Annotated in this window: 18 protein-coding genes and 1 tRNA gene; 3 read left to right on the forward strand and 16 right to left on the reverse strand. The window is 55.1% G+C overall.

Features of this window, described 5'->3' with window-relative positions:
• Nucleotides 1-3 precede the first annotated feature (3 nt).
• From LOY55_RS01355 to LOY55_RS01380, 6 genes are all read right to left on the reverse strand, one after another.
• Nucleotides 4-1,184 (reverse strand): IS3 family transposase gene (locus LOY55_RS01355; RefSeq protein WP_408980969.1). Its coding sequence is split into 2 segments (ribosomal slippage): nucleotides 4-917 and nucleotides 917-1,184, totalling 1,182 coding nucleotides; the frame shifts between segments, so codons are not numbered across the junction.
• A gap of 51 nt (nucleotides 1,185-1,235) precedes the next feature.
• The gene (locus LOY55_RS01360; protein ID WP_223524214.1) at nucleotides 1,236-1,778 is read right to left on the reverse strand and encodes an Abi family protein; all 543 of its coding nucleotides are present in this window, start codon (nucleotides 1,776-1,778) and stop codon (nucleotides 1,236-1,238) included.
• A 301-nt stretch (nucleotides 1,779-2,079) separates the two neighbouring features.
• Nucleotides 2,080-2,292, reverse strand: coding sequence for a hypothetical protein (locus LOY55_RS01365; RefSeq protein WP_046031369.1), 213 nt, complete (start codon nucleotides 2,290-2,292; stop codon nucleotides 2,080-2,082).
• 527 nt (nucleotides 2,293-2,819) lie between these two features.
• Nucleotides 2,820-7,394, reverse strand: coding sequence for an ATP-binding protein (locus LOY55_RS01370; protein ID WP_258667505.1), 4,575 nt, complete (start codon nucleotides 7,392-7,394; stop codon nucleotides 2,820-2,822).
• Nucleotides 7,395-7,915: 521 nt separating this feature from the next.
• Complete coding sequence (locus LOY55_RS01375; protein ID WP_258667507.1) at nucleotides 7,916-8,212, reverse strand: hypothetical protein; 297 nt, start codon at nucleotides 8,210-8,212, stop codon at nucleotides 7,916-7,918.
• On the reverse strand, nucleotides 8,209-9,189 hold the full coding sequence (locus LOY55_RS01380) for an integrase domain-containing protein (protein ID WP_258667509.1): 981 nt from the start codon (nucleotides 9,187-9,189) through the stop codon (nucleotides 8,209-8,211). Before LOY55_RS01380 ends, LOY55_RS01375 begins: the two co-directional genes overlap by 4 nt.
• Nucleotides 9,190-10,478: 1,289 nt before the next feature.
• On the opposite strand from LOY55_RS01380, the gene LOY55_RS01385 reads away from it, so the two are divergent.
• Nucleotides 10,479-11,060 carry a Panacea domain-containing protein gene (locus tag LOY55_RS01385; RefSeq protein WP_258667511.1) on the forward strand — a complete coding sequence of 194 codons (582 nt, stop codon included), beginning with the start codon at nucleotides 10,479-10,481 and terminating at the stop codon, nucleotides 11,058-11,060.
• A gap of 551 nt (nucleotides 11,061-11,611) precedes the next feature.
• Here LOY55_RS01385 and LOY55_RS01390 read toward each other — a convergent pair.
• The 8 genes from LOY55_RS01390 to LOY55_RS01425 form a co-directional block, all read right to left on the reverse strand.
• Complete coding sequence (locus tag LOY55_RS01390; protein ID WP_258667513.1) at nucleotides 11,612-12,934, reverse strand: integrase arm-type DNA-binding domain-containing protein; 1,323 nt, start codon at nucleotides 12,932-12,934, stop codon at nucleotides 11,612-11,614.
• A 172-nt stretch (nucleotides 12,935-13,106) separates the two neighbouring features.
• Nucleotides 13,107-13,182 (reverse strand) — tRNA-Thr (locus LOY55_RS01395).
• Between the two features lie 77 nt (nucleotides 13,183-13,259).
• Nucleotides 13,260-14,084, reverse strand: coding sequence for an FkbM family methyltransferase (locus tag LOY55_RS01400; RefSeq protein ID WP_109785325.1), 825 nt, complete (start codon nucleotides 14,082-14,084; stop codon nucleotides 13,260-13,262).
• A gap of 345 nt (nucleotides 14,085-14,429) precedes the next feature.
• Nucleotides 14,430-15,662 carry a methyltransferase gene (locus LOY55_RS01405; RefSeq protein WP_223524236.1) on the reverse strand — a complete coding sequence of 411 codons (1,233 nt, stop codon included), beginning with the start codon at nucleotides 15,660-15,662 and terminating at the stop codon, nucleotides 14,430-14,432.
• Nucleotides 15,643-16,332: an ABC transporter permease gene (locus LOY55_RS01410; RefSeq protein WP_046031258.1), complete on the reverse strand. Its 690-nt coding sequence runs from the start codon at nucleotides 16,330-16,332 to the stop codon at nucleotides 15,643-15,645. The genes LOY55_RS01405 and LOY55_RS01410 overlap by 20 nt, the downstream gene beginning before the upstream one ends.
• On the reverse strand, nucleotides 16,329-17,024 hold the full coding sequence (locus LOY55_RS01415) for an ABC transporter permease (protein WP_046031257.1): 696 nt from the start codon (nucleotides 17,022-17,024) through the stop codon (nucleotides 16,329-16,331). The genes LOY55_RS01410 and LOY55_RS01415 overlap by 4 nt, the downstream gene beginning before the upstream one ends.
• Nucleotides 17,025-17,102: 78 nt before the next feature.
• Complete coding sequence (locus LOY55_RS01420) at nucleotides 17,103-17,849, reverse strand: ABC transporter substrate-binding protein (RefSeq protein WP_223524240.1); 747 nt, start codon at nucleotides 17,847-17,849, stop codon at nucleotides 17,103-17,105.
• A gap of 13 nt (nucleotides 17,850-17,862) precedes the next feature.
• Nucleotides 17,863-18,636 (reverse strand): ABC transporter ATP-binding protein, encoded by a 774-nt coding sequence (locus LOY55_RS01425; protein WP_007897462.1) that lies wholly within the window; start codon nucleotides 18,634-18,636, stop codon nucleotides 17,863-17,865.
• 562 nt (nucleotides 18,637-19,198) lie between these two features.
• On the opposite strand from LOY55_RS01425, the gene gabP reads away from it, so the two are divergent.
• Both gabP and LOY55_RS01435 read left to right on the forward strand, forming a co-directional pair.
• Nucleotides 19,199-20,590 (forward strand): GABA permease, encoded by a 1,392-nt coding sequence (gene gabP / locus LOY55_RS01430; RefSeq protein WP_046031255.1) that lies wholly within the window; start codon nucleotides 19,199-19,201, stop codon nucleotides 20,588-20,590.
• A gap of 381 nt (nucleotides 20,591-20,971) precedes the next feature.
• On the forward strand, nucleotides 20,972-21,298 hold the full coding sequence (locus LOY55_RS01435) for a hypothetical protein (RefSeq protein ID WP_046031254.1): 327 nt from the start codon (nucleotides 20,972-20,974) through the stop codon (nucleotides 21,296-21,298).
• A 78-nt stretch (nucleotides 21,299-21,376) separates the two neighbouring features.
• Here the strand turns inward: LOY55_RS01435 and LOY55_RS01440 are convergent, their stop codons facing one another.
• Together LOY55_RS01440 and LOY55_RS01445 are read right to left on the reverse strand one after the other, a co-directional pair.
• Nucleotides 21,377-21,820, reverse strand: coding sequence for a hypothetical protein (locus LOY55_RS01440; protein ID WP_046031253.1), 444 nt, complete (start codon nucleotides 21,818-21,820; stop codon nucleotides 21,377-21,379).
• A 6-nt stretch (nucleotides 21,821-21,826) separates the two neighbouring features.
• Complete coding sequence (locus tag LOY55_RS01445; RefSeq protein ID WP_223524242.1) at nucleotides 21,827-22,243, reverse strand: hypothetical protein; 417 nt, start codon at nucleotides 22,241-22,243, stop codon at nucleotides 21,827-21,829.
• Nucleotides 22,244-22,262: the final 19 nt, after the last annotated feature.

Raw genomic sequence — 22,262 nt, forward strand, 5'->3', positions numbered from 1 at the left:
TGGTCAATTAATTCCGGACACCTCGATAGGTGGTTTCGACGCCATTGCCCGTTCGTAAACGGTCGGTGGCAGATATCCCAGTTTTGAGTGCAGCCGCTCGTTGTTGTAATACCCAACGATGTATTCAGTGATGTCACGTATCGCTTCGGCGTGGTTGGCGTAATCGCGCCGCCATACCCGCTCCATTTTCAAACTCAGGAAGAAGCGCTCCATCACTGAGTTGTCCCAACAGTTACCTTTACGGCTCATGCTTTGCTGCATGTTATTTCTTGTCAGCAGCGCCCTGTAGCTCGCGCTGGCGTACTGGCTACCGCGATCCGAGTGAGCGATCAGACCAAGTGGCGGTTGACGCTGAGCAACTGCCAGTTGCATGGCACTACACACCAGCTCGGCAGGCATGTTCGGGGCCATGGACCAACCCACGATCTTGCGTGAGAACAAGTCCAGTACCACGGCCAGGTACAGCCAGCCGCTACGGGTCCGGATATAGGTAATGTCCGCCACCCAAGCCTTGTTCACCGCCGCGGGTTCGAATTGACGATTCAACACATTTTCAGCGATCGGCAGGTCGTGGTTGCTATCGGTCGTGTGCACAAACTTGCGCTTCCAGGCCGAACGCAGACCGTTGGCGCGCATCAAGCGACGAATTTTATAAACGCCTATTTCCATACCCTTAGCGCGCAACGCTTTACGCAACGGGCGACTGCCATAGCTGCCGCCACTCGCAGCAAACGACGCCTTGAGTTGCACAGTCACGGGACAAATCGAGGCTGGCGCTCCAGCACGCTTGTTGGCCTCGTAGAAACCGGATCGGCTGATACCCAGCAGCCGACAGACATACGCCACCGAATAAGCCTTCTGTTGCAGCTGACGAACCAGGCGATACGTTACTTCAGCTCGCGGGCAAAGAAGGCGGTGGCTTTTTTTAATACATCGTTATCCATCTTGAGCTGGCGGTTTTCCTGCTCCAGCTGCCGGATGCGCTGTTGCTCAGCCGTCAACGGTTTGCCGATTCCGGCCTCTCCCAGCTGTTCAGCCTCGTACTGCTGTACCCAGCGCCGGACGGCGGTCTCACCAATATTCAGGTCGCGACAGACCTGCGGAACGGCCAGTCCTTGGTCCTTGATCATCTTTACGACTTGCAGCTTGAAGCTGTCGTCGAATGCCCTGCGTTTGCCAGTCATGAAAAACTCCTCGATAGATGCATTCTCCACCTATCGAGGTGTCCGGGGAAATTAGACCACTACATAGGTCGCACCGTAGTATCGAAAATAGTTATCACGCATGCGGTTTTCGATTCTCTGCTGCTGAAGGCCGTCGTCCTGTCGCCCTTTCTTGATACGGTCCGTTTCACGTTCGAATTTATTTCGCTCTTTGCTCAATTGGTCCCGAAGGGGGCGTAAGAGTTCGGTGTGCGAATAGGACGAGGAGAACACCGAGGCATCGGCGATCCAGTCAGACCCATACTTGGGGCACATGTGGCTGCTGATGCTTGCTCGTATCGCGACCTCGACCCTCTCGATGGCGTCCATGGTTATGCGCCGCAACGCCCCATCGAATCGGTAGATGTCGACTACGGCTTTCAGAGTGCTACCGGGTTTGAAGGTATGTTCTGGCCCTTGCTCTTGGAAGGGGCGCATATAGGGGCTCAGGCGAAACAGCGTGACCACTTCGAGAAAGCGCATGGCCCGGTCGTTGTTTGCGACTTGCAGGCCTCGTTGCTTTAGCAGTTCCAATTGCTGTTCTACGCTGAGGGCCGGTTTGTCGAAGGACCTCATGTAGCTTTTCTCCAGGCAAAAAAAACCCGCACGATTTGAGCTTGCTGACTGGGTCAACCTAGGCTTGGCGGGTGTGTTGGGGTGCATTATAGGTAGGTGTGAGACCCCGTCAACGTTGCACTGACGCGAATTTGTAACGATTAGGTGTGCGGGCAATGTTTGGTCTGGCGCTGGAGGTAAGGTTTTGTTGGCTTCTATAGAAGCCAATGTGTTGGCGTCCCGGGGACTGTCTCCAAACCCCAGAAACAACAAAGCCCTCATATTTCTACGAGGGCTTTTTTTATGTTGCCCGCAACATTCGCTACAGACAAGAAAGCTCCACATCTTCGTCGTCGGGGACTTCGTCCGTAACAATCACTCGTGCGTGCGCGCTGTGCTCTTCCTCCATGCGCAACCCGAAGTAGCGGGTATCGTTGGCGTCCCAAAATGCCTCTATCTGCGCCATGGGTGCATGTTCCAGCAGCACCTCGGCGCTGTGCTCCAAGATGATCGAGTAACGTCGTTCGGTGTTCATTACAAAGGGGCTCGCAACGGCGGAGTGAAGTGGCAGATTGTGCATAAGCACTGCTGCCATTATGCCGCCTCACTGATTTTCGACCGTAACCGCTCATCGTTTCGGGGAGGTATGTAGATGCGCGGTACCAGAATGGGATGCGTCGACTCGCGTCTTTGATGAATATGACCATCCTTCAGCGAGACGGGCGAGCGTAAGACCCATAAACGAAAAAGGCCCACCTTTCGGTGAGCCTTTTTCGATATTGCGTATGGTGCGGCACCAGGAATCGAACTAATCCGTAATCTATTGATTTTTATTTTAATTTCTATAAAGCTGCGTTCTTCTACCTCTAAAACTACCTCAAGACTTGCGCTCTCTTGTTGATAGCGTGACGCAGGTGGTTTCCCGGACGGTTACAGCCGTATCGCCGCGATCGCTCCAGTTATCACCCTTGGAGTCGGTGGATTGTGGTGGCTGGTGCTGGGCATGAATCTCATGAGTTTTATGGCGATGTTTTCGTAAAGTCCCTGTTTTGCTATTTATGATCATGGACGCTCCGCGGCTTTAAGCCAGTCATTCATGCCATCGACACCCAAAGTCAGCAGCGAATCCTGCATCGCTACCACCCGCTGTAGCATGGCACTACCGTCTGACTCCTCCTGTTCTTCAGCCTGCGCGAAAAGGCGTGTTAGCAGTTGCGTGAGGTTGTTTTCATGGTCGTATAGATAGGGTTTTGTTTGCCGAACAAAATCAAGGTAAATCTCGGTTGCTTCTAATGCATACATTGGATCGTGATGTGACATAGCGTTCAGCCATGCATCGAAGCCATAGATGTCGTTTCGTGCAGAATCACTTTCTGTTCCTAGCAAGAACAAGCAGCGCCGAATTAACTCAATGGGTATAGCAACCAGCGGTGTTGCCTCCTGGAAGAGGTTGCGGAATTTTTGGGCAACTGCAACAGCATAATGATTTTCTGCATCCAAGCCGGCCTCAAGACCGGCGAGACACTGTTCCCGGTGCTGCTGAATGTTGTCGCTGTGAGTCCAAACGCTCGCTGCACCGTGCCACGCTTCGACGGTTTCCCCAGCGTCGAGTCCTGCGAGAAGGGTAGAAAACTCCAATCTCTTCGAAAGAGATGCCAGTGCAGATATACGCCCCCAAGTCTCAAAATCCTTTTTGCTGCCTTCGCGATAAAGGCGTGCTAGCCACAAAGCGACAATTTCGAACTTTTGGTGGTAAGCGTAATACAGGCTAGATTCGGCTATTGGCCAAAGTCCGGGGGATATCTCCTGCATGGCAAGGCCAAACAGCTCCCAGCCAAGTTCTGGGTGATGGCTTTGCAAATAGGGCATGCGCCGCAGCAATAGGGCGCGAATAGCTGGGTGCGGGTCTGCGGCAAATATGCGCAGCACGTTCGGTAGCAATTGGGGCCACGGTACGCCGTTCTTTTCAAGTTGATTGGCCACGATCATCAAGGCTTCCGCTGCGTTACCTTTGGCCATATTGATGCCCGCTGTGACCAAATCAACGGAATCCCCTGAGATGGAGCTCTCCTCCTGTAGTGTAGAAAAATCCGCAGCCAAGGACACTAGCCGCGTAGCGTCCTGTGACAGTTCAACTACGTGCGCACAGCTCTGTATTGCTTTAGATGCGACGCGGTTGTGGTGCCAATGACTCGGATGCGTTTCCAGCTCATTCAGGATTTGCTGCGCCAGCGCTGCAGCATTGGGCTCATCTTTGGGTGACCAAGTGCCATTTACCTGCAAGTTGCCGTAGCGGTGAGCCAGGTAGGTCGCAATGCCCTCCATGAGGTCGTTTCGAAAGCGGTCCGAGATCCGCTCCCAGTTGGCTGATAAAAGACTCATAAAACGGGTGGGGTGGCGCGAAGCCGCCTCACGCAATTGTGAGCCAACCTCTCTCTCACCCCCCATCAGAAAGTCATCAAAAGGGCTTCTGACATGCGCTTTGTAGTGATTCAGTAGGTCCAGCACGGAGTCATCGCTTGCACCAAGAAACACTTCGAAAGAAAACGGTGCGCTAACCATTCCTCCTCGCATGTGAATGTCCGGCTGGCGAAGCAGAGGCCATATTTCTTTTTCGCATTCGTCCAATACAGCCTGTGCATCGGCTGAACGCAGATGGCAGGGGATGGTAAGAATTAGTTGCGCTTGATCTCGTAGCGCCCATGCATGGTGCTTCGGGTCAGTTGTAGTTTCCCAGTGAAGGGTTAAAACGGTCGAATGTATTGCGTCTTGCGTAGCCGAATCAAGGTGCAGAAAAGTGGTTTGTATCAGCGTGCCGAGTTCATACGACAAAGAGGATTCGAGCAGTTTTTTGTTGCAAAGCATACGGCCAATCACATCCAGATTTGCGGCTGGTGCTGCCATGCACGCGAGGATGGCGAAATAGCGTAATGCGCCTTCTGTGCTGAAGCACAGACGTTCGCTGTTGCTTTGCCACCAATTCGATTGAGTGTTTGCGTGATGCACGATGGCGGTTTCAACGGCATCCAGCAGTATGCGTTCACTTTCAAGGTGCCGGTGGTCGGTCTGGGTATGTGCGTCGTTGTATGACGTTTGGTGCAGGAAACCGCTCCAAAAGTTTTTAGGAGCCTCACCATAGCTTGAGTTCTTGATTTGGCTCCATCGCTCAATCGATGCTATAGCCAGGTCAAGCAATGCCGTGGACTTTCGCATTCGATCTGCAAGAAAACTGTTATTGCTTGTCCCAAAGTCATGCGGTTGACAGTGCAGTTTTTTGCCAAAGCTATAGGCGAGCACATCATCATCGGTGACTTCGTCAGCGACATAGCGCCATAGAACCGTATCGTCCATACCTCCATCGTTTACGCAGCGTGCGAGTGCACGCCCAAGAAAGCTGTGTTCTTGCCTCGGTAACTTAAGCAATTCGACAAGCAAAGGCACAAGCACCGCCGAATGGTCTGCATGGACTTGCGTGATCGCATGTGCAATAGAATTTGTCAGCTGGGTATTGTCCACCCCATCCAGCGCCAGCATTTCGGTCCAAAATGCGAACACCCCTACAGCATCGTCATTTTTCCATTGAGACACCCGGTGCACATGCATCGTTAACCCGTCAACATCGCGGGTATCTCTCAAAAAAGGTACTAGATGCTTCATCCAAAAGTGATGCCATTCCACCCGAACCGCCAGGGTGTAGATCACCTGAAACACATCACGATGCTGGTTGCGCAGGTCGCGTATTAAAAGCCAGTCGTCATCGTGTGGAGGCTGTTCTGAAAAGGTTTCCGCCACAAGACGGCGAATGTGGAAGGCGTTGTTGCCTGTCAAAACAGTACGCAACTGCTTTCGGAATTCGCGCCGATCTCCGGTTGCCAGCTGCGTGACAAAGCTACGAATGCTGGGGCGCACAAAAGGCACAGGCGGTAAACGTTGTATGAATGCGTTCAAAGTCACAGCTTGGCGCACCGCGCCGCTGATCACCAACACGTCGAGCAGGGTTTGGTGTCCGAATGTCAGCTGCCCATCTTGCGTCTCATGCAGCACCTTATTACTGAGAAGCGCACGTTCAATATCTTGTGAGGCGGTGAATCGCTGACGTGGCACTGCAAGACTGCGCAACTTTAGCATTTCAGCAGCGATGGCTTCGATGGCTTGCATGGCGGCATGGCCCAGTGTGCTATTAGCCTGCACGATCGTGGCAAGGTAGCGCTGTGCCAGCGCTTGGCTGGTCACTACATTGAAGCTACCTCCTTGCTGCGCTAATTCAACAAACAAGGCCAATTCACGTGGATTACAAATTAATTCGCGCGTGGTCGCATCGATGGTCGATGCGTCAATGCTGAGTTTTGCGAGCAGCGGCGCTATCTCGGTATCCCATTCCAATGGCTGGCAAGTGATTTTTTTACCCCAACTGCGCTGGGCAATACGTCGATCGTAATGACAGTCAAAATCGCGACAGGCAGTGACGACGGTAATATTGGGGACCAGCAGCAGACGATCAATTTGGGCAAGGAAGTACGTAAGTACGCTGTGTTCACGGGCAATGGAAAGTACATCTAACGAGTCGATCATCACGACTACGTGCCCATCCTCCGCCATGCGTGCCGCTTCTTCTACCCATTGTTCAGACAGGCCTAGGGCTTGACGGTCTTGCGCAGTGACGATGTCGGCGAACTCGCGCGATTGAATGAACAGCGGCAGCAGGTCAGTGCGGGTTTTGGCAAGTTGCTCCAGTGCTTCTTGCACTGCCAGCATCACGCAGGTCTTGCCGGAGCCTGGCAAGCCAGTGAGCAAGATAGAGCCATGTTTGGCTTCAATGGCTTCGATGAGCTCGTTGACGGATGGATTCGAAATGCTTTCACTGCCAATATCTCGGCGCCATGACCGGCCAATGGCAGAAGTGCTTTTGAATGAAGTACGAACCTTTACCATGTCCATGGGAGGGGTCAGCATTGAGCCTGCTTTGTCCAGCAAGTCTGTCAGGTTGTCCTTTGTCAATCGATGTTGCGTCGCGCTACTTTCGCCGTGGCCGCGAATGCGCATTCCGAGGTAGTCAAGGCGTGTCCATAGAGTGTTGTAAGCCGCTGAACCGTTGCTTACCAGCCGCCACAAACGTTCGCGCAGAAATGCCTCCATGCGATCCAGTTCTGGACTGATTTCAAACGTCGTGCGTTGTAGGAACTGGTAGGTCGAAAGATTTGACGCCTGTTCGACAAGCAGATTTCCTAGTTCGGTATCTGACTCTTGAAGGGCCTTGCCCAGATTGGTTTGGTAGGTCGCTTCATCGGCATAGTTGGTGCTGTATTCCCGCAATCTTGAGAGATCACCAAACGCGCTGCGCGAATAGAAGCGAATTTCCGCTGTCGGGTCGCTGGTCAACAAGCTGATTGCCTTGCGCAATTCGTCGGCGAGGTCGGCGGTAGACCAGGCCTTATGCAGCGTCTGGTTTTTTTTGCATTGGCAGTAAATTTTGGTGCCATCTACTTTGCCGATCACCACATCGTCCACTGACCAGCTTACGGAATCTACTTCAAGCCACTGGTAACCAGGATCCGAAAGAATGCTCAACGCCCAGTCAAAGGCAACCAGCGTTTGGTAACCATCGCCTCGATTGGACTGAATCCCTGCTTTGCTCATTTGCTCGTCCTGTTTGACTACGACTGCCCCCCAAAGAACTATTTAGCAGCCGAGCCGTGCCGCACCTTCTTTTTCTCGGCACGATTAGCCGATGCGCCACGCGATATTCACATTTGTCTACAACGCTCTTAAAAGTGGGGGTGGCCTTTTCTCGTGCGTAGCGCCGGCTGATGGAATATCGCGTCCGATGCCACATAACGTTGTAGTTCATTGGTTGCCAAAGCGGCCTGGGGAAATGAGCCGTTATCTGGCGTAGATTGACCGTTAATATGGATGTTGTCACAGGGCATTCTGCAGGAGCTGTCAAGCTTTAGCCAAGTAAGGCCAAGCATGAGAATTTCACGCCTTTCCAGGGCAGGTGGCTGGCCAGCAACAGTGGGTGCTGTCACCTATCATCTTCACCGGGGAGCAAAGTGGACCATGCCGGCTTTCCGTCCTTGGCCGATCTAGCCCTGTCGCCCTTTTTGCGTGCAATGGTCAAACCGGATGTAAACGTTGGTCAGCGCCTCTCCCGAGATCCGCTATAGATGCTGACCTTGGCCTACAACTTTGAAATGCCATGGCTTACCTAAGCGAATAGTGAGCAAATGCACGGTCAGCAGATAGTAATAGCGCGTGGATTCACTGCGCTGGTTCAGGTGCTGATTTAGAAACCAGTCGATATGTTTTCGCTGCCAGGTCCATGGATTATCTCGGTGCCAGCGAAAATAAATAGCCGCTTGAATGGCCTTCGCCTGACGAAGGTGACGCTTGCGGGTGGAATGCGATCCGGTCAGAACGCCCACCAGGAACAGCTTCATATCGAATGGCTTGCTCATGCTCGACCACCGATGTAAGCCGATACCACGTCGATACGGCCGTGCCCGAGTTCATAGCTGATTTGTATGCGTGCCTCTCGATCAAGGCCTGGATCGAGGCGCTTGCACCTGCCACCGTTGATGGGCGCTAGGTGATGGGTGATCTGCTCATAGCGTTCGCACGCATAAGCCGCGCGCAGTTCGTGGAAGCCTTTGAGGTTGTACGTATGGAGGATGTCTCGGGCGGGGCGTACGACATGTTGCTGGAAATCGAGGTAGCTCTCGTTCGGAGCTAGTAGGTTGTGGCTACCATGCGGTAGGACCTGCTCGGCATATCTGAGCGCTTCGCGAACATGGTCATCTACGATGATCCAGCGAGGTGCTGTTGCTCCGCCGCGACCACCTTTGGTGCCGTCCTGGATGTTGATCCTCTCGAGTTGCTTGGCTTCCCGCTGTAGTCGAGGAAGGTCGGCCAAAATCGCTTCACGCAAACGCATGCCGGTGGCTCGCGCTAACTTAGCGATGGCCGCAGCGCGCGGCTGCTGATGTTCGCAAAGCTCGTCGACGATCCGCTTCACGTATTCGCGGTCTTGGCCTTGCGGCACTAAGCGACGAACACTGGCCCGATGCATTCCCAACGCCTTGCTTGGGCTCGGCACTTTCACAGACTGATCACCGCGAAGCGCGGCCATAGTTCTGTTCACACTGGACAATCGGTTTTGCGCAGTCGCGATGCCGATAGCTCCTTGTTCGACTTGCTGGCGCAGATGCCTGGCGTAGTCCAGCAAGGTCTGCCGAACAATTTTCCGCGCATCGTTGAACCCTGGCCCATCCTCCGAGCGACACCAGCGCACAAAGGCCAGCCAGCGATCACTGTGCGCTTGGACAGTCCCGTAATGCCCGCCGCCGAACATGTCTTTCAACGCCTGCGGCCCGGCGTAGCTCAATTGCCGGCCATAGCCAAAATTGCGCCCATCCCGTTTACCGACCAGCGCCATGATCAAACTCCTCTCGAAGACAAAACTTTTAAAACCTTCCCCACGTCATCCCGCCATGGATGTTGAGTGTTATCAGGGATCAAGGCCCCTGCGACCTGTGAGGGTTGTCCACTAACGCGGGACTGGCGGCTCTTTACGACCGGGAGCTTGGGCATCTCATGATCTGGCCTCCTGAACACTTCCGAGGAAGTGGGCGGGTGGGGGCTGCATAGGCTGACGAAACCAACGCCGCGAGATCCTGAGTCAGGTGAGGGCAGTGAAGCGATGACCGGGGCATGCCTGACTGTCAGTCAGGTGCAGTCCATTCCGTAGGCTGCGGCACCATCATCTGCATCGCCGTTGCTGGTGACTTCGGTGTTTGTCACGCCGATTGTCACGAGGGGAAATGCCGCAAAGCCTTGTACGAGATGGGCTGCAGCAGCGGTAGGAGCGCCCGTCTCTTTCCGGGAGAAAGAGACGGGCGCAGGTTGGCGCAATGAAATGGCCAAGCGGATAGGTTGCTGCAGGGCAGCTATAAAGGGGTATGAGTTGCCGCAGTGGGCACTCTGGTAGAAGTAGGCATCCATCACATCGCTGTGACCGTGCGAGCCGCCGGATGCTAATCGCACTTTGGGAGAACCACCACGGTGTGGCGTAGCCTCAAAGGCTCTGGCTACCTGGGTTGCTGTCAACGACAGCGCTTTGCCCGATCTTTTCTACGCCTGTGGATAATTCGGGTCAAGGCTCGAATTTTCGGGAGTTCTGCGGCTGTGGATGAAATTATCCACCGGTGGAAATCAGTGGTTTTCCACAGACAGTTGGTGGCTTTAGATTTTTTAAGTGAGGTCCATCCAAGCAGGGCGGCTTTGCAGCCCTGTTTGGATGGACCCGCGTGGACGAGCGGATCAGCGAAATCTCGAAAATGTACGCGGACTCCGCTGCGGGATTATTCCGCCCCAGCTGTTATGGCATGCAGGATCATTTTGCGGTGGGTCGGGAGCTCCAGAGCCTCAATCAAGGAATGGGGGTGTAAGGGTTGACGGTGATTCCTTGGTCCCGAGGGGTTTTCCAAAATTGAGGAGCATCAGAAGGTTCTACGTCGCCTAAAAATTGGAATATTAATTTAATCAATTGGTTATATATATTCACGAAAATAAAAAGATGCCAAGGTAACCAGTGGGGGTCATAGTTTATGGGAATGGGCTAGGCAAATCTTAAATTTCACTGGCGAAAGATATTGACTTTTGATATTATTTATAAATATAAATTACACTGTAAGCAATGGCTTTACAGAGAATGGGGTAGTACGAATGGCTAACACGGCACGAAACCGCCTTGTTAACGCGATTATTTTCTTTGCTGATAACACTAAGGTCTGCGGGAAAATAAAACTTTTTAAGCTTCTATATCTACTTGATTTTGAGCATTTTCGTCAAACAGGGAAGAGTGTTACAGGTGGCGATTATCAGGCGTGGAAGTTTGGGCCAGTACCCATTGATCTTATGGAGGAGTGGGAAGAGTTAAATGATGACCTTGCCGGCTTAGTGACTATAGTTTCAGAGCAAGTAGTCGATTATGTTCGCCAAAAAGTAGTGGTCAAAGAAGGTATAAGCTTTGATGATGAGGAGTTTACACCAAGGCAACTTCGAATCATGAATAATCTTGTTAGCCGCTACAAAGAAACATTTTCCCCTAAAATGATCGATGTCACTCATGAGCAAAACGGCGCTTGGGATAAAATCTGGAACAACGGTAATGGGGCACATAAACCTATACCCTACGAACTCTCGATCAAAGAAGACGCACCAGAAAGAGAAGACCTATTAGCAATAGCATCTGAGAATGCAATGTACCAAGCAGCCCTCGCTGCTGCACGCCAAGAGTCCGTTTGAATTATGGTTGGGCTGAATTTAGCGCCAGCTCAGATCTGGCAAGACGATTGTTATTATCTAAACGAAGAAACTGGGTGTTGTGAGCGAAAATATTGGATTATTCTAGCACTTAGTCCAGATCAAGAAGACCTAGTTACTGCTGTTTTCACTTCTAAATCGAATGGGCTGATCGAGAATCCGGCGTGCTCACTGGGCCCGCCCAGAGCAGGCTACTATGTGGGTGCGCCAGGCAATATTCTTCTACTCCCTAGCTGGGTGGATTTTAGCAGTGTTAAGTTTTTAGATGTTTATGATCTAAAACTCCATATAAAACAAAAACGCACACATCTAACCAGTCAGACGCTTTCTTCTGATGTTTTCTGTGGAATCCTCCGATGTGCGCTACAGAGCGAAGATATAATTAAGAAGCAGGCTCGTTGGATTGGCGATACAGCAGCGTCTCTTGGCTGCAAATAACGGACATCTTAAAGTGCTCCCCCCTCCCGTATTAAATGATATTCGTTGGGTGATTAATGTGTTGAAGGTTAAAGCTCAGATTTCGTGAGTGTCGTTTACTCTATTCCGCCACGTTTTGACTTTAGACGAGTGACGTTCGCTCCGGTCTGATTTGAAAATTCGTGTGGAGTGACATGCTCCTGCCGGTTGGCCTCCAGGTACCGGCTCCACCAGTTCATGATCAGCCTGCGCTCCTCGATGAACTCGGCCTTGTGGATATAAGCGGCGCGGACGTTGTTCCGCTCCTTGTGGCTCATCTGCCGTTCAATGGCTGTCTCCGACCACAATCCTGACTCGATCAGTGCGCTGCATGCCATCGAACGAAACCCATGCCCGCAGATATCGGTTTTGGTGTCGTATCCCATCGTTCGTAGCGCATTGTTCACGGTATTTTCGGACATGGGTTTCCAGGGTTTGGCATCACCTGCGAAGACCAATGCGAATTTGCCTGTGAGTGCATGGATTTTTTCGAGTAGCGCCACTGCTTGCGGCGATAAGGGTACTAAATGGATATCCCCTGCCATCTTCGTACCCCTTGTGGAAAAGGGTACTCCCTCCAACGCGGGTCGAGTGTCCGGTATCTCCCAGGTGCCGCGCTTGAGGTCGAACTCGCTCCAGCGTGCAAAACGCAGCTCGCTGGATCGTACAAACACATGGAGCGACAGCATCACCGTCAGACGGGTAAGTGCCCGGCCTTTATAGGTGTCGATCCGCTCCTGCAGTTCCGGCAGTCGCGATAAGGGTAGAGCGGGGCGATGTACCACCCGCGGGGCTTTGATCGAGCCTTCGAGATCGTAAGCAGGGTTTATGGTGATAAGCCGGAGGCGCTTTGCCTCGCGCATGATGCTCTGCAGGTAGTTTTGTACCCTTAAAGCAACGTCTATCGTTCCGCGCTTCTTGATCTCTTCCAAGGGCTGCATAAGGTCATGAGTGTCGAGGTCGACAATGGCGCGGGTGCCGATCAGCGGGAAAACGTGGGTTTTGAGGCGGCTCATCACAGTCTTGGAGTGGCCTGGTGCCCACTTGGCCGACATTTCCGTGTGCCAGTCCAGCGCAACGCTTTCAAAGGTTCTGCCTTTGATCACGGCTTCCGCCTTGGCTTGGTGCTTGGTCTCTATGGGATCAATGCCATCCGCCAGCATTCGCTTGACCTCCAAGCGCTTGCGGCGCGCATCGGCGAGGCCAATGACGGGGTAGTTGCCGAACGAGGTCAGTCCTTCCCGTCCGTCGGGTTTGACGTAACGGAGCCGCCAGCCTTTGCGGCCATTAGGTTGGACTAGGAGGTAGAGGCCATCGCCGTCGAAAAGCTTGTAGGCGCGGTCTGTAGGTTTTGCCAAGCGGCAAGCTGCGTCAGAGAGCGGAGCTGTGGTGCGCGACATAAGGGTACTCCCTTTTATCGAAGTGACCTGTATCCCAAACTCTACCCTTAAAACGGTTGGAATCCACCAGTTTCTGACAGAAACCGATGGAACCCCAAAACGAAAAAACCCGCCAGAAGGCGGGTTTTTCGGGGGTTCTAGAGATTTTGAAAGCCTTCTCTGGAACCTTGTATGGTGCCGGCACCAGGAGTCGAACCCGGGACCTACTGATTACAAGTCAGTTGCTCTACCAACTGAGCTATACCGGCGTGTTGGGCGACGATTATAGCGATTGGATTGGTTCTGTAAACCCCTGAATTCAGACTATTTTTGCGCAGGTGTCAGGTCAGGCGCGAAGCAGGGTTTTCTTGAGTTTCTGGATGGCTTGCCAGGTCCGGCTGTTTTGCATTGCGCGCAGCTGTGCTTCGGCCTGTTCGGCGCGTTGCAGGGCGGCGGTGAGTTGGTGTTCGGCGTCACTGACGGGGTGGCTGAAGTTGTGGCCTTTGCAGAACTGGAAATTGTCCAGGTTGCAGGGCGGGATGTCGAAGGCGGGTTTGAGGTGCAGGTGTTCTTCGGCGAGGTAATAGGTATTGATGCCGTCGAACAGGATGGACTGGTAGCCGGCGCCGGTGACGAGGGTTTCCCAGGTCTGGTCGCGTTCCCACGGGGTTTCGATGAGGATGACCCACGGCCGCCACCGGGTGAAGTCCATGCCGCGCAGGACAGTTTCTTCGTGGCCTTCGACGTCGATTTTCAGGAAGTGGATCGGCCGGCCCTGCGCGTGCTCTTCGCAGATGGAGGTCAGGGTGCGGGATTTGACGGTCTGGCTGCGCACGTCCATGCCGGCGTCTTTGTGCATTTGCGCCATGGCCGGGTCGACGGTCGAGAGGCCGGTGCCGGCGATGCCGTAGAAGGTCAGGCTCTCAGCGCTTTCGCCGGCCACGCATTGCAGGTTGGTGTCTTTGGGACGTTGCTGGCACAGGGCTTCGTAGTAGTTGGGCATCGGTTCGACGTTGATGCCGGTCCAGCCATGGTCGTAGAACGCTTTGGTGACCGAGTCATGGGTGGGGTCGTTGGCCCCGACATCGATATAGAAGCCGTTCTCGACAGTCTTGAGGGCGCGCCACAGGCGGATGTCTTCGAAATTCTGTGCGTAAGAAATGAACGTCACTGTCGCATCCTGTCGGTCGAATTTTCTTGTGGGTGGTCGCGCTGTCGGCGTCCTTGCGTCTGTGTATAACAAGAGTCACGAAGCGGTGCAATTTCCCCGGTCTGGCGTCCTGACTTCGGCGCTTATGTCCTTTGCATTGAATGCTTATGCACATCGGGCCGCACGCCTTGCCCCCTTCATTACTGTTTTTGCGGACCCGTTCTCATTTGTTCGCAAATGCCTGTTTTTCTGGTTTTTTTCGCAGGTGTACGAAAAGTGAACAGACTAGTTTCAGCTCTGAAACAGCCGTGTTTATTGGATCCACGATTATTTCATCAACAGAGTTATCCACAGGTCTGAATTGCTTTAAGGGCGTTCTGCCAGAAGCAGGAAATTACGCGGCGTGAGCGGAGTTTCGCAGAAGGTGCCCAGACGAACGGTATAGCCCTGCTCCCTGAGGAAAAGTGCCCGGTCGAGAACCAGCCATAGCTCCAACGGGCGTCGGAAAAGTCCGCGCAGCAGCTCCAGATTGCGTACATGCGCCAAGCGCTGCCAGCCAGCGGCTTCGAGTGCGGACCAATCTTGCGCGCCAACTGTGGATAACTCTTTCAGCGCGGCCAGATGATGGCAGTACTCGGCGAAGGGTTTGTCCAGCCAGGCGCTGGGCAGGGACGGAGTCGGCAGGTATTCATCAACGCCGCGCAGTTGCCGTTGCAGCAGGTCGAAACCCAGACGCCGGGCCATGGAGGTGTCACGTTGACGGCGCACGCGTGCACCGGCGGTGACGGTTTCGCTCATCGGGAGGGCGAGATCGTCGAGGGACAGCTGTAGGTCGGAGCGTAAAGCCACAGAGGAAAGTGGCTGATAGGCCGCAAGACTGATCCGGTTATAACAGCACGGCGCGATGGCGAGTTGCTTGCAACCTGCCGCACTGGCGAGCTGGATCAGTCGCACATGCAAGTCACCGCATGCATGCAGCGCGACGGGTGTGTGTCCGTTGTGCAGTAGTGATGCAGCATCCGAGGCCAGTACATCCTGTTCGACGTGCAGTGCGTGCAAGTGATGACGCTGGCTGAGTGCCTGTCCGCTGGCCACCAGTGCCGGGTCGTATTCCAGACAGGTCAGTTGTTGCCCGGTTTGCAGCAAACGCCGGCCCAGGTGGCCCTTGCCCGAGCACCAGTCCAGCCAATGCCTCGGCGGCGCAGCAAACGACAGGCGACTGGCAAACGCCTCAATCTGCTGCCACTTGCGCCCCGGCACATCGACGTTCAGGCGATGCCCGGCCGCTTGCAGTGCGTGCGCCGGCAATTCAGCCACCTGGCTCAGCTCAAGCGACAGCGCCGCCAACGAAGCAAATGGCTCCGGCGCACTCAACGAGCAAGGGTGGTTGTGGCTGCTTTCCGCGTCGTCCAGCGAGCGGTTGCGTAGCCACAAGGACAATTCAGGGTAGGACGTTTCCCAAGGCAGGTGCAGATGAGTAAACGGCCGTGGCTTCCACAGCGCTTGATGCTCGATCAGAAAAGCATCCAGCGCCGTGAAGCGGGCGAGCAGGGCCTCGCCCGTCAGCACGCAGGAGGAATCAACGCCCTTGGCAGGCATCGACGCGCAACCAGCGCTCCAGCAGCTTGAAGCCGCGAACCAGCACGTAAGCCATCAACAGATAGAACATGCCCGCGGCGAAGAAGATCTCCACCGGCAGGTAGGTTCGGGCAATGATGGTGCGGGCCATGCCGGTCAGTTCCAGCAGGGTCACGGTACTGGCCAGGGCGCTGGCCTTGAGCATCAGGATCACTTCGTTGCTGTAGGCCGGGAGGCCGATGCGCGCGGCTCGCGGCAGGATGATATAGAACAGCGCTTTGGCGCGAGACATACCCAACGCGCGCGCCGCTTCGATTTCACCCGGCGGAATCGCCTGGATCGCGCCGCGCAGGATCTCGGCGATGTAGGCAGCGGTGTGCAGGGTCATGGTCGCGGTGGCGCACCAGAACGGATCGCGCAAGTACGGCCACATGGAGCTATTACGGATGACATCAAACTGCGCCAGGCCGTAATAAACCAGGAACAGCTGAACCAGCAACGGCGTGCCGCGGAAAAAGAAGATATAGCCGTAGGGAAATGCCCGTACGTACCAGAGTCGTGACGAACGCGCGATGCCCAGCGGAATCGCCAGCAGCAAACCGGCGATCACGGCGATGGCCACCAGTTCCAGGGTCAGCGTTGCGCCTTGGGCCAGTTTCGGCAGCCACTTGATGATGACTTCCCAGTTCATTGGGTGCTCCTCGCGAAGCCGCGAGCGGCACGTCGTTCCATTAAGTGCATGCCGCTCATGGCGAGCACGGTCAAGCCCAGGTACATGAACGCGGCCACCATATAGAAGGTGAACGGTTGCTTGGACACGGTCACGCCGATTTGCGCGTGGCGCATGATTTCTTCCAGGCCGATGACCGATACCAGCGCGGTGTCTTTCATCAGGATCATGAACAGGTTGCCAAGGCCCGGCAGGGCGATGCGCCACATTTGCGGCATGATCAGTTTGGTGAAGATGCGAAACTTCGACAGACCCAACGCCACGCCGGCTTCACGGTGACCTTTGGGAATCGCCAGAATCGCGCCCCGAAACACTTCGGTGGCGTAGGCGCCAAAGCACAGCCCCAGGGCAATCACACCGGCTGCGAAGGCATTGAGTTCGAGGTCGGGGTTACCGAAAAACTCGCCCATGGCACGCATCAGGTTGACCGTGCCGAAATAGATCAACAGCACCCAGAGTAATTCCGGAATACCGCGAACCAGTGTCGAATAAGTGCCGCCAAGCCATTGCAGCGGCTTGTATGGCGAAGTCTTGGCCAAGGCGCCGAGCAGACCGAGCACCAGTCCCAGGCACAGGGCCGAGAGTGCCAGTTTCACAGTCATCAGCGCGCCGGCGGCGAGCGCCGGGCCGAATCCGTAGAGATCGATAGTCATGGATTTCTTTTCAAATCGCGGCAGGCAATGCCGAGAACCGGCACCGCTATAAAGCGGCGCCGGTCAGGCAGGTCAGAATCAATAGATGCTGAACGGGAAGTACTTGTCGTTGATTTTCTTGTAGGTGCCGTCAGCGACGATTTCTTTCAGTGCGACGTTCAGCTTCTCGCGGATCGGGTCGTTTTTACGGACAGCGATACCGATTTTGTCGCTTTCTTCTACCGGATCGCCTTTGAATTCGTAAGACCTGCCGGCGTCGCTTTTCAGCCACTCGTAGTTGACGTATTTGTCGGCGAGGATGCCGTCCAGACGACCAGAGGTCAGGTCCAGGTAAGCGTTTTCCTGAGTGTCGTAGAGTTTGACTTCGACGTCGGGCATGTTGTCTTCCATCCAGGTACCGGCGAGGGTCGCACGTTGTGCGCCGATCACTTTGCCTTGCAGGGAAGCCTTGTCGGTTTTGAAGTCTGCGTCTTTCTTGGCGATGAATTGCAGCTTGTTCGAGTAGTACGGGTCGGTGAAGTCCACCGCACCCTTGCGCTCGTCAGTGATCGACATCGAGGAGATCAGGAAGTCGAACTTCTTCGCGTTCAGGGCCGGGATGATGCCGTCCCAGTCGGAGGTGACCACGGTGCACTCGACTTTCATCTTGGCACACAGGGCGTCGCCGATTTCTTTGTCGAAGCCGACCACGTTGCCGCTGGCATCTTTGTTGTTGAATGGCGGGTAGGCCGCTTCGATGCCCATCTTCAGGGTTTCGGCCATGGCACCGGCGCTGAACGCCAGGGTGACGGCGGCAGCCAGGAAGACCTTTTTGTAGTTCTGCATGTGGGGAGCTCCGTTAGCGGTTGCTGGACATGAATTGTTTGCAGCGCGCCGAAAGCGGGTTTTCAAACACCTGCTGTGGCGATCCTTGCTCTTCTACCAGGCCCTGGTGGAGGAACACCACTTCGCTGGAGACCTGACGGGCGAAGCCCATCTCGTGGGTCACGAGCAGCATGGTGCGGCCTTCTTCGGCCAGTGCACGGATGACATTAAGTACTTCCTGGACCATTTCCGGGTCAAGGGCTGAGGTGGGCTCGTCGAACAGGATCACCTTGGGCTGCATCGCCAGGGTTCGGGCGATGGCGGCGCGCTGCTGCTGGCCGCCGGACAGTTGCGCCGGGTAGGCATGGCGCTTGTCGGCGATGCCGACCTTGGCCAGCAGGGCTTCGGCCACTTCGATGGCTTCGGCCTTGCTCTGGCCGAGCACGCGGCGCGGAGCTTCGATGATGTTGTCGAGCACGCTCATGTGCGGCCAGAGATTAAAGTTTTGAAACACAAAACCAATCTCGCTGCGCAGGCGGTTGATCTGCTTGCCGTCGGCAGCGACCAGTTCGCCGTTCTTCGCCGCTTTGAGTTTGAGTTCTTCGCCGGCTACCAGAATCTGGCCCTGGTGCGGGTTTTCCAAGAGGTTGATGCAACGCAGGAACGTGGACTTGCCGGAACCGGAAGAACCCAGGATCGAGATCACGTCACCGTCGCGGGCGGTCAACGAGATGCCTTTGAGCACCTCAAGCTGTCCGTAGCGTTTGTGCAAATTGCGGATTTCAAGCGCGGGCGTGGCCTCAGCCATGTGCGTTCCTCATAGTGTTTCGCTCCTGCTGTTGGCGGCCTTCCTGGCGAGGCGGCCACGCTAGCATAGCGTTTGAATGGCAGCCAACAGCGCTATGGGCGGTAAACGGAAGTGATGTGGCAGGTTGTCGCATCGGTACAGCAGACTGTCGCGCTGCTATCAACCGAACAGCCGTTTGATCCTGCTTTTAAATACAAAGCAGCCGCGGGTGGCGTAAAAAAGGGCGCGATGTTGCCAGCTTTGGCGGGGTGTTGGAAGCGCTAAGCGGCCAAACGTTCCTGATCCGCACTTTTATTGTGCGTCGAGCGTTTACCGGATGTGTTTCTGGTGCGCGCGCTCGTTGGAAAAGTGAGTCGCAGGGTAACGTTCTGGCGAAGTGCTATTACTTTCAATGACTTGCGATGACTGTCCGGTCAGGTCGAGATCGCCGTGATAGACGGTTTTGAAACATTTTGGCGCAATTATTGCGTGCAGAATCCAGAACGCCCCGTTGGTTTCTTTTTACGAGAAAGAAAACCAGGCGGGATGCATGCATTCGCTTTTCCTTACAAAGGTAGTTTCAATGAGCAGTACCCCAAACTCCAATGGCCTCGAACAGGGGCTTAAACCGCGTCATGTGACCATGCTGTCGATTGCCGGGGTTATCGGCGCCGGCTTGTTCGTAGGCTCGGGTCACGCCATCGCCGCCGCCGGCCCGGCCGTGCTGTTGGCTTACGCTGCCGCCGGTATGCTGGTGGTGTTGGTGATGCGCATGCTCGGTGAAATGGCTGTTGCTTCGCCAGACACCGGCTCCTTCTCGACGTACGCCGATCGCGCGATCGGTCACTGGGCCGGTTTCACCATCGGCTGGCTGTACTGGTGGTTCTGGGTGCTGGTCATCCCGTTGGAAGCCAACGCCGCCGCCACCATCCTGCACGCCTGGTTCCCGAACGTGGCGATCTGGGCGTTCACGCTGATCATCACCCTGCTGTTGACGGTGACCAACCTGTTCAGCGTCAAAAACTACGGTGAGTTCGAATTCTGGTTCGCCTTGATCAAGGTTGTAGCGATCATCGGTTTCATCGTCCTTGGCGTTCTGGCGATCTTCGGCTTCCTGCCAAGCAGCCAGGTCAGTGGCGTTTCGCACCTGTTCGACACCCAGGGCTTCCTGCCAAACGGCATGGGCGCGGTATTGGGCGCGATCCTGACCACCATGTTTTCCTTCATGGGCACCGAGATCGTGACCATCGCGGCCGCGGAATCGAAAAACCCTGGCCAGCAAATCTCCAAGGCGACCAACTCGGTTATCTGGCGGATCGGCTTGTTCTACCTCGTGTCGATCTTCATCGTCGTGGCCCTGGTGCCATGGAACGACCCGATTCTGGCCAGCGTCGGTTCTTACCAGACTGTGCTTGAGCGCATGGGCATCCCGAATGCCAAGCTGATCGTCGACATCGTGGTACTTGTGGCTGTGACCAGCTGCCTCAATTCGGCGCTGTACACCGCCTCGCGCATGATGTTCTCCCTGGGCAAGCGCGGTGACGCACCGGCCGTTTCCCAGCGCACCAACAAGAGCGGCACGCCGTACTGGGCTGTGATGTTGTCGACCGGTGCTGCGTTCCTCGCCGTGTTCGCCAACTACGTCGCCCCGGCTGCGGTGTTCGAGTTCCTGCTGGCCAGCTCCGGCGCCATCGCGCTGCTGGTGTACCTGGTGATCGCCATTTCCCAGCTGCGTATGCGCAAACAGCGTATGGCACGCGGTGAAAAAATTGCCTTCAGCATGTGGCTGTTCCCGGGCTTGACCTACGCGGTGATCATTTTCATCGTGGCGGCCCTGACCATCATGTTGTTCCAGGAAGCGCATCGCGTAGAGATTCTCGCGACCGGCCTGCTGGCGCTGTTGGTAGTCGCGGCAGGCGTGCTGGTAGCTCGTCGTCGTCACAATGAGAAGCTGAGCGCAGCCTTGGCGCGCTGAGATATCTGACTCAAGCCAATTGTTGTTGAGGCACCGAAACGACCGCCATCAGAAATGATCGCGGTCGTTTTTTTGCCTTTCATTCAGGTGCTTTATTGGGTAGTAAGCGGATAGACACGATGATGGCGAGATAGTAGCCTTTGCACCGAATGTGTATCTCGCTGTTACGGGATACGATGGAGTTTCAGGACACGGATTGTTCGACGCCCTCAGCCTTTGCGGCTAAAAGCCCCCCGACCCTTTCTTGCCTGCTCCTTCATCTGCGGTGTGTTCACAGATGCATTTGCGTGTGCCTGCCGTTCAAGCGGCAGATCAGAGTCAGCGCTGCATGGAGCTAGCCCGGCCACTCAGCCAACCCATTGGGGCATCAAGGAGACAGGCATGGCGTTTACATCGGTTGTGTTCAAAAACCCGAATACCGGTGCCATGAAAGAAGCGCCAATCGGCTTCTCGTGGACTGTGTTTTTCTTTGGCTTTTTCCCGGCTTTATTCCGTGGTGATTTCAAGTGGGCAGCGATCATGTTTGTCGTGGCCTGCTTCACTTTTAGCCTCAGCAACCTCGTGTTCATGTTCATCTACAACAAGCTGTACGTTAAGGATCTGATCGGTGCCGGCTTCAAGGCTCAATCCATTGCCAGCGGTGATCTTAGCTACGCCAGTGCCAAGATCGGCATGGAAATCCCGCGTCTGAATCCTGTGGCTGCCTGAGGCTTGTAGCTTCTGCAGGTAAAAAAAACGGCCGCTGTCAGTGATGACGAGCGGCCGTTTTTGTTTGAGTCGTAATCCTTACTCGGCTTTTTCTTCCAGCGACTCACGGTAGACATCCAATGCAGCGCCGAAATCGGCGATGAACTGTGGCTCGCTCAGCCACGCCTGGGCGGCGTCGCGGTCCATGCCGTCGGCCCACATGCGGTAGTCGATCAGCATGTCGGCGGCCAGGTGGGTGGCAGCCATGCCTTCGTCGTCGGCGTTTTCCATGTCCAGCAGTTCTGGGTGGTCGATGATGATAAAGGCGAGGTTCGTCAGCAACACCGAGAGCATTTCACTGCGGCTGACGGCTTCCGCATCGCGCATTTTGCTGAACATCGCCAGGGTGTATTCCGGGATCGGCTCATCGAGATGGCCAAGGTCATCGTCCAGCGCGGCGGGTTTGCGGCCGTGGATATTGATCTGCTTGGCTTTGGCCTTTGCGCGCTTGGCGCGTTTTTGTTGCTTGTTCAGGGATGCCATGGGAACTCAGTTGGTTTTCTGTTGGGTTTGGGCGGCGATGATATCGGACGCTGCGACATAGTCGGCCTGGAAGGCCGGTGATTCGATCCACGCCAGGGCGCCGGCCTCGTCTGCTTCGGTCGACCATTGGCGGTACTCGATCAGCGCGGCGAGGATGAAGTCCATCGCGCCTTCTTCGCCTTCTTGCTCGTACACCAGCTCCAGCAGCGGGTCTTCCAGGAAGGCTACGCACATCGCTTGCTGGCTGATTTTTTCGGCGTCGATCATTTTCTTGAACAGTTCGGTCAGGTCCACCGATTCGAAGTCGATGCGATCATCGTTCGGGTCCAGCTCGACCGGTGCGGCTGCCCGCTGCGTGCGGTTTTGCTTGGCCTTGGCTTTAGCGCGAGTGGCGCGTTTGTGCTGCTTGTTGGCGGAGGCCATGGGTGTCGTTCCGTAATTC

The organism is Pseudomonas sp. B21-040, from assembly GCF_024748695.1.
GTDB lineage: Bacteria > Pseudomonadota > Gammaproteobacteria > Pseudomonadales > Pseudomonadaceae > Aquipseudomonas.